Annotated in this window: 14 protein-coding genes and 1 pseudogene; 9 read left to right on the top strand and 6 right to left on the bottom strand. The window is 68.8% G+C overall.

Features of this window, described 5'->3' with window-relative positions; all coding sequences use genetic code 11:
* Positions 1–144: 144 nt before the first annotated feature.
* Together EV189_RS02780 and EV189_RS02775 are read left to right on the top strand one after the other, a co-directional pair.
* On the top strand, positions 145–1,557 hold the full coding sequence (locus EV189_RS02780) for an SIR2 family protein (protein ID WP_165400097.1): 1,413 nt from the start codon (positions 145–147) through the stop codon (positions 1,555–1,557).
* Positions 1,558–2,292: 735 nt separating this feature from the next.
* Positions 2,293–3,036, top strand: coding sequence for a primase 1D-like protein (locus EV189_RS02775; protein WP_130491400.1), 744 nt, complete (start codon positions 2,293–2,295; stop codon positions 3,034–3,036).
* Positions 3,037–3,272: 236 nt separating this feature from the next.
* On the opposite strand, the gene EV189_RS02770 is transcribed toward EV189_RS02775, so the two are convergent.
* The 3 genes from EV189_RS02770 to serS are packed head-to-tail and all read right to left on the bottom strand — an operon-like array spanning position 3,273 to position 6,083.
* Entirely contained in the window at positions 3,273–4,019 is a 747-nt protein-coding gene (locus tag EV189_RS02770; RefSeq protein ID WP_231116005.1) for an HAD family hydrolase, read from the bottom strand.
* On the bottom strand, positions 4,016–4,780 hold the full coding sequence (locus EV189_RS02765) for an HAD family hydrolase (protein WP_231116004.1): 765 nt from the start codon (positions 4,778–4,780) through the stop codon (positions 4,016–4,018). Before EV189_RS02765 ends, EV189_RS02770 begins: the two co-directional genes overlap by 4 nt.
* 34 nt (positions 4,781–4,814) lie before the next feature.
* Positions 4,815–6,083 (bottom strand): serine--tRNA ligase, encoded by a 1,269-nt coding sequence (serS, locus tag EV189_RS02760; protein WP_130491398.1) that lies wholly within the window; start codon positions 6,081–6,083, stop codon positions 4,815–4,817.
* A 190-nt stretch (positions 6,084–6,273) separates the two neighbouring features.
* Here serS and EV189_RS21080 point away from each other — a divergent pair, with 190 nt between their 5' ends.
* Positions 6,274–7,155, top strand: coding sequence for an FRG domain-containing protein (locus EV189_RS21080; RefSeq protein ID WP_130491397.1), 882 nt, complete (start codon positions 6,274–6,276; stop codon positions 7,153–7,155).
* A 120-nt stretch (positions 7,156–7,275) separates the two neighbouring features.
* On the opposite strand, the gene EV189_RS20910 is transcribed toward EV189_RS21080, so the two are convergent.
* Positions 7,276–7,410: a hypothetical protein gene (locus tag EV189_RS20910; RefSeq protein WP_269204161.1), complete on the bottom strand. Its 135-nt coding sequence runs from the start codon at positions 7,408–7,410 to the stop codon at positions 7,276–7,278.
* Between the two features lie 103 nt (positions 7,411–7,513).
* Between EV189_RS20910 and EV189_RS02750 the strand changes: the two genes are divergently transcribed.
* The 4 genes and pseudogenes from EV189_RS02750 to EV189_RS02735 all read left to right on the top strand — a co-directional run.
* Complete coding sequence (locus EV189_RS02750) at positions 7,514–8,245, top strand: AIM24 family protein (protein WP_130491396.1); 732 nt, start codon at positions 7,514–7,516, stop codon at positions 8,243–8,245.
* 80 nt (positions 8,246–8,325) lie between these two features.
* On the top strand, positions 8,326–9,519 hold the full coding sequence (locus EV189_RS02745) for a hypothetical protein (RefSeq protein WP_130491395.1): 1,194 nt from the start codon (positions 8,326–8,328) through the stop codon (positions 9,517–9,519).
* 82 nt (positions 9,520–9,601) lie between these two features.
* Positions 9,602–9,886, top strand: coding sequence for a maleylpyruvate isomerase N-terminal domain-containing protein (locus EV189_RS02740; RefSeq protein WP_165400095.1), 285 nt, complete (start codon positions 9,602–9,604; stop codon positions 9,884–9,886).
* Between the two features lie 15 nt (positions 9,887–9,901).
* Positions 9,902–10,183, top strand: a pseudogene (locus EV189_RS02735) (TIGR03086 family metal-binding protein); the annotation flags it as partial.
* Here the strand turns inward: EV189_RS02735 and EV189_RS02730 are convergent.
* Complete coding sequence (locus EV189_RS02730) at positions 10,180–11,424, bottom strand: YncE family protein (protein ID WP_231116002.1); 1,245 nt, start codon at positions 11,422–11,424, stop codon at positions 10,180–10,182. The pseudogene EV189_RS02735 and the gene EV189_RS02730 sit on opposite strands and share 4 nt — an antisense overlap.
* 10 nt (positions 11,425–11,434) lie before the next feature.
* On the bottom strand, positions 11,435–12,040 hold the full coding sequence (locus tag EV189_RS02725) for a polysaccharide deacetylase family protein (RefSeq protein WP_231116001.1): 606 nt from the start codon (positions 12,038–12,040) through the stop codon (positions 11,435–11,437).
* 323 nt (positions 12,041–12,363) lie between these two features.
* Here EV189_RS02725 and EV189_RS02720 point away from each other — a divergent pair, with 323 nt between their 5' ends.
* Both EV189_RS02720 and EV189_RS02715 read left to right on the top strand, forming a co-directional pair.
* Complete coding sequence (locus EV189_RS02720; protein ID WP_130491391.1) at positions 12,364–12,558, top strand: hypothetical protein; 195 nt, start codon at positions 12,364–12,366, stop codon at positions 12,556–12,558.
* 31 nt (positions 12,559–12,589) lie between these two features.
* Positions 12,590–13,195, top strand: coding sequence for an HAD-IA family hydrolase (locus EV189_RS02715; protein WP_165400094.1), 606 nt, complete (start codon positions 12,590–12,592; stop codon positions 13,193–13,195).

The raw sequence follows: 13,195 nt of genomic DNA, 5'->3' as shown, positions 1-13,195 counted from the left end.
CGATCGACAACCGGCGGGCTCAACCGCTTAGATGCGGCAGCGCGCGGCATTCGTGGGGGCGACCGACTAGTCCGCCGCTCCGACTGCGCCGAGCGATGGAAGCGACTAGGGTGCCCACGTCAAGGTCGTGAAGTGGGGGAGCCGATGCCGGTCGACCGCGAAACATTTGTCAGCCGCTTCGGTGGTGCGGCTGACGCGGGCAATGCAACGGTACTAGTCGGTGCTGGGCTCTCACGCCGTGCTGGCTTGCCCGACTGGAATGACCTGATGAAGGGCCCGCGGCGGGAGGCGAAGGTCCCGGCCTCCGTTCGAGACCTGCCCCTAGTAGCTGAGTACTACTCGCAAGACGTAGCCCTGGGCCGCGACCGCCTGCAGGCCCGGGTCGGTGCGCTAATTACCGCGAAGTCGGGTAGTCAAGCACCGAGCAAGGGGCACGAGCTTCTGGCGAGAATGCCCATGACGCACCTGTGGACTCAGAACTACGACGATCTACTTGAGCGGGCCATGCAGGCGACGGGCAGCAGTCCGGTTGTTATAGCCACGGATTCGGATCTTGTCGCGTGCAGAGCGACACCGGGTAAGCGTTTGATCAAGATGCACGGCGGGATTCAAGGGGTCGGCCGCACCGCAGAGTTCGTTGACCCCGTGCTGACCCGACGTGACTACGAACAATACGAGCAGCGGCGACCGCTCATCTGGAATCTCTTGAAGTCCACTTATTTAACCCAGAAGATGTTGTTCCTTGGTTTCAGTTTCGACGACCCTAATATCAATGTGATGCTCCGGCTTGCACGAAGCCTGCAAGCGGCCGAGCAACACTTCACGGTCATGCGGCGCCCGAGTGGAGGGCTCGACTTGCGGGCGCATGAACTTCGCGTCCAGGATCTCGAGTCTTCTGGAGTGGAGGTAGTGGAGATACCCGAGTACGCGGAACTCGACGGCCTGCTGGGAGAGCTGTCACTGCGACTTCGCCCTCCGAGTTTGTTCGTTTCTGGGAGCGTTCAGGAGGACGGCCGCATTCCGTTGGACGCGTTGGCGCGGTCGATTGGATCTCGCCTGGCGGAATTGGATATATCCTTAGCTTCCCTGGCCGGGACATACGCTGGCAAGATTTCGCACGCTTTTGCTCGCACCTTGCGTCAACGAGGCGTGTCGGACGCCCCTGAGAAGATTCGCTTCTTCTTCCCTGATGGCGCGCGAAAGAAGGAGTCTCATGCGTTGATGGGCACGCGGATTCACACTCAGGATAGCGTCGAGGATCTACGCGCATCAGCTCTCCAGGACGTTCGCGCATTCTTGTTGTTTGGTGGTGGAAGTCGGACGCGACTCGAGGTCGACGCCGCAAGAGAACAGGGTCTGCCCGTCATCCCCGTTGCCATCACTGCCGGCACGGCGCTGATTGAATGGAGGGCCGGCCTGAGCGCTAGCAGGATACCCGTCCCACGAGACAGCGTTGCTGAAGCGGAGCGGCACTGGCAAGCACTAGCGCAGCCTGACACCGACGCTGTCGCGCTGGCCGTTCAGCGCCTTGTCAGATGGGCCACATACTCTTCCTGACATGAAGACGCAACCGTGTTGGAACGAGGTCTGGCAGGCCTGGGCTCCGGTGCTCCCGTTCCCCAGCAGCGACAGCTGCCCGACATGTCACAGTTGGACGGATGAGTCCGGTTCAGCTTGTCCAACTTGCACCAACGCGGCGGGAACGCTGTCTTCGCTCACACCTGTGCTGCCCATCACCCTTTTCGCGAAGCCCTCAAAAGTCAGGGACGCCCTTACAGAATACAAGCGCATGAACGCTGCGCATGAGTCGGAAGCACTTGCAGCAATGCTCTCCAGCTTCATGAGCCAGTACGAGCCCGCCGTCGCGAACTACTTCGGCTCGGACTGGGACGTTGCAGTTCCGATTCCTTCCACTCGCCGGCGCTCTGGCCTAGGCGTCGGGGACGTGATGGCGAGTGCGGGGATGACGGTGTGCCACGGCCTTCGGTCCACAGGCGTTCCCGGACAACACCGGAGGTACGACCTTGGCCTGTTCATGGTCGAACCTACACTGCCTCTAGGCCGGGTTTTGCTACTCGAGGACGCCTATGTAAGTGGCGCAAGAGCTCAAACCGCAGCGGCAACTCTAGGTGCCGCTGGGATAAGTGTGATTGGAATCCTCACATTAGGGCGCCGGGTTAATCCGGACTTCAACGAGCATTCGCGCGTCTTTTGGCGTCGCAGGTTGGATCTGAGGGATTCCCGGGCGGAAGGTTACGCTTGGTTGTTGACGACGACCGCTGGGAGCCTCGCGTGACCGCCACGATTACCATCCTTGAAGAGCTCCCTCGGATACTCACAACATTCGACATGGCAACGGCGCAAGTGCACAGGTTCACGGTTGCTGGAAGAATGCAGAAGCGAGCGCGGACTACCGGGACAGCGAACCTAGTGGCCGCTGCGAAGGCTGACAAGAGCGAAACTAATCGCCCCTTCTGGGATGCGTTGTTTAGTCGGCTCTCCGGGCAACCACCCGAAGTTCGAGTGGACGTCCTCACTCAGGCCAGATACCACCACGCCATGGCTGAGGTGTCGAGCAGCAGGCCAATTCCGTTGAAAAATCCGGCGCAAGTCGAGGCCCTGTTGGCCGAAGAAGTAGGCCATCTGACGCCCGGGCAAATTCTAACGCTAAGTTCGCGGCTAGTCGGCTACGACGCCCGTGAGTGGCACATCCCCATGCTGGACTACCGAGTTAAGGTTTCGCCTGAGAACGAGGAGCTGGTGCTCGATCACTTGACAGTCCTGAAGCAGAGGGGATGGCTGCTGAATTCAGGGCGCTCTTACCACTTCATTGGGCACGACCTGCTCTCGGGCCCTGAAGGCCTGATGAGTTTTTTGGGGTCGGCGCTACTGTTCGCGCCTATCGTCGACGGTCGCTGGGCAGCTCATCAGTTGATTGAAGGAGCGTGCAGTCTGCGTATAAGCTCCGGCGACGAACGGCAGCCAGCCCCACATCTGTTGACTGCGGTTCCTGTGGTTACGAGTCGTCATATTTAACCTTGGGAAGTCGGAACTCTGCAAATTGCAAGACCAGGGCGCTCCGCACCTCGTCTAGCGTCAGTGCCCCCCTCAATGAGCCAACAACATGCGGCCTTTTGCCTTCGCGACCGCTTCTACAGTCCCGTTGCGGGTCAATCTCGAGGAGGTGTGGCTGAGCCGCGGGCTGGACCGCCGCGCTGGGACACCTCCTGGAGTTGCGCCGGCGTCCGACCGTCTGTCACAGGGGAATGCTGTCACACAAGAACCCCCACAAGGACTTGCGCCACCCCATCCTCATCATTGCTCGCAGTGGACTGCCCGACCGCCGCCAGCACCTCCGGATGAGCGTTCGCCACCGCGTACGCCGTGCCAGCCCACGCCAGCATCGGCAGGTCGTTCGGCATGTCACCGATGGCGACGACCTCGTCCGCCGTGATGCCCCGCTCCCCGCAGAACCTCGCCAACGACGTCGCCTTCGTGACGCCAGCCGCCGAGATCTCGACCAGTCCGCCCGGCCCGTTCCACGAGTGCGTCGCCTCGACCGTGTCGCCGAGCACGTCGCGTACCGCAGCCAGCAGTGCATCCGAGTCCAACGACGCCGACCGCACCAGCAGCTTCGCCACCGGCTCCTTGATTAGCTCGACCCCCGGCTCCTCCTGCCGGTGACCGTGTGCCGTCTCCACCCCAAAGGTCACCGAAGGCAAAGCCGAGCGCACAGCAGACACCGCCGACCGCGCCACCTCTACCGGGATCGCGTACGCCTCCACGACCTCCTCGCGGTGCAGGTCGTAGACCAGCGCGCCGTTGCTGCAAATCGCGAGCCCGGTGTGACCCGTCGCCGCAGCGACCGACCCCAGCCACCGCGGCGGCCGCCCCGTCACGAACACGACGATCAGGCCCGCCGCCTCCGCAGCCTGCACCGCAGCCGCCGTACGAGCAGACACCTCACCAGCAGAGTTCAGCAGCGTCCCGTCGAGATCCGACGCGATCAGTCGGATCACGGGAACCACCGGCGCAGCAGCGACACCAGACCCAGCTCGTCAAAGGAACCCGTCACGACGTCAGCGACGTCCTGGAGCTCCGCAGGGGCGTGGCCCATGGCCGCGCCGACACCGGCCCACTGCAGCATCTCCACGTCGTTCCGCCCGTCCCCGACCGCCAGGGCAGCAGAAGCAGGCACACCCAGCCGCCGTGCCACCGAGGACAGCGCGAACGCCTTCGACACGCCCTTCGGCGCGATGTCGAGCCAGGCGGTGTAGCCCACCGCGTACGACACGTCCTGCAGCCCGAGCTTCCCGACCACGTCGAGGAAGTGGTCCGGCTCCTCGCCCGGGCTGCGCAGGATCACGCGCGTCACCGGCTCACGGACCAAGGCGTCGACGTCCATGACGACCTGCTCCCCCGCGAGCTCGCCCTCGGGGAACGGCGCGGTCACCCGGTAGCCGACGCCGAGCTCCTCGACCGCCACGAGCGCATCAGGCAGGTGCTTCTGCAGCAGGCGCACCGCCGGGCCGGCGTCGAACGTCATCGTGTCCGTGACCACCGGCGGGTCGATGGTCGCGATCACCGAGCCGTTGCTGCACACCAACCACCCGGACCTGAGGCCGAGCACCTCGGCGACTGGGCGCGTGTGGTGCACCGAGCGCCCGGTCGACAGCACGACCGGGACGCCGGCCGCGACAACAGCACCGACGGCAGCACAGACCTCGGCCGGCACCGTGTCGTCCGGCGCGACGACCGTCCCGTCGAGGTCCAGCGCCACGAGGCGCGGGCGCCACCCTTCCGGGACCGGCAACTCAGCGGCCCGGGATCGGGGTGAGGACGTCGCGGCCGACGTACGGGCGCAGCACCTCGGGCACGCCGACCGAGCCGTCGGCCTGCTGGAAGTTCTCGAGGATCGCGACGAGCACGCGCGGCACGGCGATGAGCGTGCCATTGAGCGTCGCGACCGGACGCGTCGCACCCTCGTCGCGGAACCGCGTCCGCAGCCGTCGCGCCTGGAACTCCGTGCAGTTCGACGTCGACGTCACCTCGCGGTACTTCCCCTGCGTCGGCACCCACGCCTCGCAGTCGAACTTCCGCGTCGCGCTCGCCCCGAGGTCCCCCGTCGCCACGTCGATCACGCGGAACGGCAGCCCGATCGCCTGCAGGACCGCCTTCTCGTGCGCCAGCAGCTTCTGGTGCTCGGCGTCCGCGTCCTCCGGCTTGCAGAAGACGAACATCTCCACCTTGTCGAACTGGTGGACGCGGATGATGCCGCGGGTGTCCTTGCCGTGCGCGCCGGCCTCGCGCCGGAAGCACGGCGAGTACGCCGCATAGCGCAGCGGCAGCTCGCCGGCGTCGAGGATCTCGTCCATGTGGAAGGCCGCGAGCGGCACCTCCGAGGTGCCGACGAGGTACAACCCCTCGTCGCCCAGGTGGTAGACGTTCTCCGCGGCCTGGCCGAGGAAGCCCGTCCCCTCCATCGCCTCCGGGCGGACGAGCACCGGCGGCAGAACGGGGGTCAGGCCCTCGCGCACTGCGTAGTCCTGCGCGTAGCGCACCAGCGCGCTGGCCAGGAGCGCGCCGACGCCGGTGAAGAAGTAGAACCGCGAGCCCGACACCTTGGCGCCGCGGTCGAGGTCGATCGCGCCGAGCATGCGGCCGAGCTCGACGTGGTCGCGCGGCTCGAAGTCGAACGTCGGGATCTCGCCGATCTCCTCGAGGACCGTGAAGTCCTCCTCGCCACCGACCGGCGACGCGGGGTCCACGATGTTCGACAGCGCGAGCAGCGCGCGGTCCGCGGCCTCGCCGGCGGCGTTCGACTCGGCCTCGGCGGCGCGTACGTCCTGAGACAGCTGCTTGGTCTCGGCGAGCAGGGCCGCCTTCTCGTCGCCCTTCGCCTTCGCGACCTGCGACCCGAGCGCCTTCTGCCGCGCGCGGAGCGTCTCGAAGCGCTGCAGCGCCTCGCGACGCGTGGCGTCAGCGGCGAGCAGGGTGTCGACGAGCCCCTCGTCCTCGCCGCGGGCACGCTGGCTCGCGCGTACGCGGTCGGGGTCCTCACGCAGCAGCCGCAGGTCGATCACGGGTCTGAGCCTATCTGGCTCGCCCACTACCTCCTTCGAGCCTCGTCTAAAAAAATTCTTAGAGAGGCTGTACGACCTAGACGCTGCTTGCTCATGAGTGCCCTGGACGAGTGTGGGGTCGCCGTGATCCTGTGGGCCTCTCAGTACCGACCACACTGTCCGCAACAGTGGCAGCGTTCCTACCGCAAGCGTGGCCCAGTTCGAACGGACGACGACCCGCACCGTCGCTGACTGGTGCTGGCGCCCACGAGCGAGCGCGGCTCTTACCAGAAGGAGGGCGAGGCACGTGGTAGAGCTGTTCTCGGGCGAAGAGGCGCCGGTCGTGCACAGCGTGGGTGAGTTGGCAGAGCTCGTCAGTCGCGCCATCCCAGACCCGACCCACATTGTTTGGTACCGAGGGCACCGCTCCCCGGAGTGGACGGTTACACCCTCCGGGCACCGGGACTACACTCCGGAAGACGAACGGAATCTGACTAACCGCTTCCGCTCGCGCGCGAATACTCGGCGAGCATCAGTGCCTGAATACCGGCACTATGCGTATTGGCTTAGCCTGATGCAGCATTATGGTCTCCCAACGAGACTGCTCGATTGGTCGCGATCTCCTCTGATTGCGGCGTACTTCGCTCTAGAAGAGCACGTCGAAAGCCCTCAGTTAGACGCGAGTGGACCGGCAGTCATCTGGGCACTCCGACCGCATGGACTGAACTCGGTTGAAGGGCGAGGTACTCACACCCCCGCGCTTGAGGCCGACAAGTGCCGAGACATGCTTCGTCCAGCGTTCACGGACCGCTTACCTGAGCCAGGCGGCTACATGGCTGCGATGGCGACGGAAGTCGACATGCGGATGTTCGTGCAGCAAGGGTGCTTCACCATCCACTCTAGCCGCGGCCCTCTGGAGTCGCATTCGAAAAGCAGCCAGTTCTTGCAGCGAATTGAAATACCTCAAGACAGCGTCGCCCGGATGGCGCGAGAGATCGCAGCCTGCGGCTTTCGGCGCGGCGACATTTATCCTGATCTGGCGAATTTGGCTCAGGAGTTGCGGGCTACATACCCCGCTGGGACCTTTCCTTGAGTCTGAGCCTTCGACGCGCGTTGCGCTGAAGGTGCACGTCGGGGAACGGAACCGGCCGGGGTGAGCCGCTTCCGCGGGAGATGAATCGCCGCCCGCATTCGGTGCCGCTTCACAGCAGGCTTACTCGACGTCGCCCTTCTCCGGCGGCGTCACCTTGCTGTCGGCGGCGTCCGCCGCGGCCTCCTCCGGGCGCGGCGGCACGGTCTCGTCGCTCTCCAGGACTTCGAGCTCGTGGTCGTGTGCAGGTTCGGTCATGCCGGCCTCCTCCCCTTCGGGCAGGCCGGGCATGCCGCTCCTGGTCGCGCGCGGGCCAACCTGCCAGGATCCGGGGTCCCGACACCAACATGGAAGCGAGCCCATGCGCAGCCAGCTGTTCAGCCAGGAGTACCTCGAGCGGTCCGCCCCCGAGGGCTTCGCGCTGCAGAACTCCAAGATGCTCAAGGTCACGCTCCAGGGCGGGACCGTGATGGCGCGGCAGGGCTCGATGGTCGCGTTCCAGGGCGACGTGCGCTTCGACTACCAGAGCGCCGGCGGCATCGGAAAGGTCATCAAGAAGGCCGTGACCGGCGAGGGCCTCGACGTCATGAGCTGCACCGGCAGCGGTGACGTGTTCTTCGGCGATGCGGCGGCCGACGTGCACGTCCTCGAGCTCGACGGCAGCGACGGGCTCTCGGTCAACGGGGCCAACGTGCTCGCCTTCGAGCCGTCGCTCTCCTGGGACATCAAGATGATCGGCAACGCAGGCATGCTGGGCGGCGGCCTCTTCAACACCGTCTTCACCGGCGCCGGCAAGGTCGCCATCACCACCAAGGGCACGCCCGTCGTGCTCCAGGTCGATGCCCCCACCTTCGTCGACACCGACGCAGTCGTCGCCTGGTCAGCCGGCCTGCAGACCGGCATCCGCTCCGGGGGGTTCAAGCCGGGCGCGCTGATCGGGCGGACGTCCGGCGAGGCGTTCCAGCTCGGCTTCAGCGGCCAGGGCTTCGTCATCGTGCAGCCGGCAGAGAACCCCAAGCACGGCGGGAGCTCGGGTGGCGGCGGCGGTGCCGCCGGCGGCATCGGCGGGATGCTGGGTCGTCTGGGCGGCTGACGGAGACATCCCGCGAGAACCTCGACCAGCCCGCCCTGACCTGCGAGGATCCAGCCGTCGGCCGGACTGCTGGAGGTCTCGTGCGTCGCTGCGCCACCGCTCTCGTGATCTGCGTCGCCGCCGCGGGCGTCCCCGCAGCCAGCAGCGCCGCGGCGTCGGGGCTGCCGCCGAGCCCGTGCAGGTACGACCCGGTCCAGGTTGAGCTCCCCGACGTCGCCCGCTCGCACAGCCTGTCGCCGGCGGACTTCGCCGGCAACTGGCACATCACGTCGGGACCACCCTTTGCGGGGCCGCAGCTCGACGAGGCCGCGGCGGCCGGGCTGCAGGCGTACAGCCTGACCATCGGCGAGCGGCTCGGCACAGCGCCGGTCTGGTCGCTCGACCAGTCCCTCTACCGCTTCGGTGACGCGGTGTCCGCCGAGACCGGCTACCAGTTCCTGCTCGGCCAGCTGCCCTGCTCCACGAGCTTCCTCCACGGCAGCACCACGGACACGACCTCGCCCGACGGCGCGACCGAGCGCACGGTGTTCCAGGCCACGACGTTGCCGTCGGGCCTGCCGGTGGGCCTCACCGAGAACCTCGCCCGCGAGATCGTCGTCCGCAGCGGCAGCATGGTCGGCGTCTTCCGCGTCGAGACGGCCGGGTCCACCGCCGAGGTACGAGCGGCAGGCGCCGCACTCGACGCGTTCGAGACGGCGTCGGTGGACCGCCTCGCCGGCATCACGCCTCCCCCCGGCGCCGTCGACTTCCCCGTGGACGCCTCCCGCCGCGCGCCCGCGACCAGCGCCGTCCTCACGGCCCACGACCTCGGCCGCGGCTGGCGCCGCCTGGGAAGCGGCACGTTCTTCTCCGGCGGCGTGGACGACGGCGCGCAGGGCGGGACGGCGAAGTGCCAGCCGGTCGACTTCGCCGTCGTCGCCGGGCGCACCGCGTCGTACGTCACGGCGGGCCAGGACCCCCGGAAGGTGGAGGCGAGCTGGGAGAACATCAGCCGGCTCCAGCCCGGCCAGGGCGCGCGCTACATGGCGCGCGTGCGCGCGCTGGTCCGGACCTCCTGCTCGAGGTACCGCTTCATCGCCGGGGAGTCCGTGCCCGGCGTGCGGGACGACGCGCTGGTGCTCGGTCCGGCGTACGGCGTCAAGGGCGGCCGCGGGATCATCCTCGTCCGGCGCGGTGACGAGGTCGCCGCCCTCGGCCTCGCCGGCCCGGTGGACAAGCGCGCGACGATCGCCTTCCGCGAGCACGCCGCGCAGCGGATGGCGGCCCGCCTCTGACCGGTTGACGCGTGCGGTGCCGATGAGTCGGCCCGCCGAGACCCGTCCTCCACACGACGACTCCCACGACCCGGAGGCACATGTGGACGCCCAGCCGACGACGGTGGAGATCGACCTCGAGCCCGCGACCCGGGCGCTCGCCGGACTCGTCCGCGACGTGCCTGACGAGCAGCTCGAGGCAACGACGCCCTGCGTCGGGATCCAGGTCGCCGCCCTGGTGGCGCACCTGGAGGACTTCGCCACCGCCTTCGCCGCGGCCGCCGGCAAGCGGCCGACGGGGTCGGGCACCCCGCTCGAGCAGCTGACGCTCGCGGACGGGTGGCGGGACCGCGTACCCGAGCGGCTGTCCGCCCTCGCCGACGCGTAGCGCGACGAGCGGGCGTGGGACGGGATGACGCGGGTCGGCGGGGTCGAAATGCAGGCGCGCGACGCCGCGGCTGCTGCTGCCGACGAAGTCCTCGTGCACAGCTGGGACCTCGCGACCGCCGGGGGACAGCCGTACGCCGCGAACGAGCGGCTCGTGGAGTTCGCCCACGCGTGGGTGCAGCTGCTCGTCGCCCACGCACCGCAGGGCATCCCGGGGCTGTTCGGGCCTGCCGTGCCGGTCCCGGACGACGCACAGGTGCTCGACCGGCTGCTCGGGCTGACCGGGCGCCGCGTCTAGCGCATGACTCCCGTGTGCCCCAGCGAGTACCGCCCCGGCTGCGGCCAGAAGCACAGCCCGTGCGGCCCCGCCCCGACCTTGATCTTGTGCAGCAGCTTGCCCGTGCGGATGTCGACGGCGTACACCACGCCGTTGTAGCGGCCGCTGACCCAGAACTGCGTGCCGTCGACGGACAGCCCGCCCATGTCCGGGCTGCCGCCACCGGGAAGCTTCCACTTGTGCAGCAGCTTCATCCCGGCGAACGCGTACTCGGAGATCGAGCCCTCGTCGCGGTTGGTGACGAGCAGGTCCTTCGAGTCGCGCGTGACGTAGAGCCCGTGCGCACCGCGGCCGGTGGGGATGAAGCCAGTGACCTTGAAGCTCGGCCCGTCGATGACCCACATGCCGTCGCTCATCATGTCGGCGACGTAGAACGTCTTGCCGTTGGGCGCGGCCTTCACGTCCTGCGGCTTCGGCGCCATCTTGCCGGCGCGGTGCGGCAGGCGCAGCACGCTGACGAGCTTGAGCTTCGCGGTGTCGACCTTGAGCATCTGTCCGGAGAACTCGCAGCTGACGAGGAAGTACCTGCCATCAGCCGAGAAGTCCGCGTGGTTCACGCCGGCGCACGGCACGTGCACGGACTTCTCGAGCTTCATCGTGTGCGGGTCGCGGAAGTCGAGCCGGTGCAGCATCGACGCCATGACCACGGCGTACTTCCCGTCGGGCGTGAAGTACAGGTTGTACGGGTCGGCCACCGCGACCCGCTTGCCGAACTTCCCCGTGCGCGCGTCGATCGGCGTCAGCGAGTTGCCGAGGTCGTTGTTGACCCACAGCGTCTTCAGGTCCCACGACGGCACCACGTGCTGCGGCTCGTGCCCGACCTTGACGGTGCGCAGCACCTTGCCGGTCGCCGGGTCGATGACCGTGACCGTGTCGCTCTTGCTGTTGGGCACGTAGACGAGCGGCTTGATCCCCTTGGTCGCCGGCACCAGCGCGCCCGGGCGGTCGGCCGCCCACACGTCGCCCGGCGAGAGCGGGGGCGGCATCCCGGGCAGCAGGCCCGTCGCCGACGCCGTCTTCACCGCCGCGCGTGACGGGGAGGGCGCAGCGGCACTCGCACTGGCCGCACCGCTCATCGCGCTGCCCGAGCCGCTCGACGCCGCCGCCCCGGACGACGAGGGCGTCGACCCCGAGGTGCAGCCGGCGAGCAGGGCCAGCCCCACCCCGGCCAGGGCGGTGGAGCGAGCGGGGAGTCGGAGCACGGACGTCCTCTCAGGCGAGCAGGGTCGAGACGGACACGGGGGCGAGGCCCTTCGCGTGCAGGCCCTCGAGGATCGCGGGCACCGCGGCGATGGTCCCCCGGTGACCCAGGTGGAGGCTGACGATGGAGCCCGGCCGGGCGCCGGAGACCACCGTACGCACGATGGCCCGCGTTCCCGGGTCCGTCCAGTCCCGCGAGTCGAGGTCGTAGGACAGGCACTCCGCGTAGCCCGCCCTCGCCGCCGCCCGCCGGATCGTCGGCGTCGTGTGCTGCGTGCCCGACGGGCGGAACCACGCGCCCTCGCTGCCGGTCAGCTTGCGCAGGCGGTCCGCGCACCCCTTGACCTCGGCGTACGCGGTGGCCGCGCCCAGCCCGCGCATCGCCTTGTGGTGCTCGGTGTGGTTGCCGATCTCGTGCCCGTCGTCGAGGACGAGGCGCCCGGCGGCCGGGTACTCGCCGAGCCAGCTGCCCACGACGAGCACGGTCGCCTGGACGTGCGCGCGGCGCAGCTCCCCGAGCACCTGGCGCGCGATGGCGAGGTCGCCCGCGCCGTGGAAGGTGAGCGCGACCCGCGGGACCGTACGCGGCCCCGACCCGATCTCGCGTGCCGACGTCACCCGCACGGAAGCCCGAGAGGCCGCGGGGGTGGCAACGACCGACGGTGAGGCGGCCGGAGGCACAGCCGAAGTCGCTGGAGCAGACGACGGAGCGGCAGCGGCGGACGAGGAGGTCGTGCCGCCCTTGCACCCGGCGAGCAGGCCCGTACTGACGGCGAGGCCGAGGAAGCGGCGGCGGTCGAGAGGAGGCACGGTGGAGCATCGTTCCCCACTGCGGCGAAGCGCACCCGAAAGCACGCCGGCCGGTCAGGCTCCAGTCAGGCGGCGCAGCTGCCGAAGGGGCAGCCGACGGCCCGCCCCGGACCGTCGACCGAGGAGGACCCGTGCCCGACCTGCTCCGCCAGCACGACCGCCTCCGGGCGTTCGCCCTGCTCGCGGCCGCCGCCGCCCTGGCCCTGCCGGCGAGCGTCGGCGTCTCCTGGACCTCCGGCCCGCTGCTCGTCGTCTGCACCCTCGGGCTGCTGGCCGGCGCCGGGTGCGCCGGACGCGCGGTCGTGGTCGTCGCCCGCGCCCGGTAGCGCCCGGGCGGCCCGTGGCAGCATGCGCAGCGTGACCCGCGCCCTGCTGCTCGACTACGGCTGCGTGCTGAGCCTGCCCCAGCCTCCCGACGCCGTACGCGCCCTTGAGTCCGTCGCCCCCGACGTCGCTCCGGCCGACTTCTGGCGCGGCTACTGGGACGTGCGGCTCGCCTACGACGAGGGCATGGCCGACGACGTCTACCTCGCCTCCGTGCTCGGCCGCGAGCCGACGGCCGCCGAGGTCGGGCGCTTCGTCGAGCTCGACACCGCGGGCTGGCTGCACCTCGAGGAGCGGATGACGGGCGTGCTGCCCGGCCTGCACGAGCGCGGCGTCCCCGTCGGCCTGCTCAGCAACGCCCCCTTCCCGCTCGCCCGTGCCCTCGAGCGCCAGCCGTGGGCCAAGGCGTTCACCTCGCTGACCTTCAGCGCCGACCTCGGGATCGCGAAGCCGCGGCCGGAGGCGTACCTCGCCGCCGCGCGCGCCCTCGGCGCCGAGCCCGCGGCCGTCGTCTTCGTGGACGACCGGGCGGAGAACGTCGCCGCCGCGGACGCGGTCGGGATGACCGGTGTGCACCACACGGACGTCGCCGAGACGCTCGCCCTGCTCGACCGGCTGCTCCAGACGGGTGACAGCTGA

Source organism: Motilibacter rhizosphaerae (assembly GCF_004216915.1).
GTDB classification, from domain to species: Bacteria; Actinomycetota; Actinomycetes; order Motilibacterales; family Motilibacteraceae; genus Motilibacter; species Motilibacter rhizosphaerae.
The sequence above is the reverse complement of the archived record's forward strand: the minus strand, read 5'-3'. Positions and strand labels throughout refer to the sequence as shown.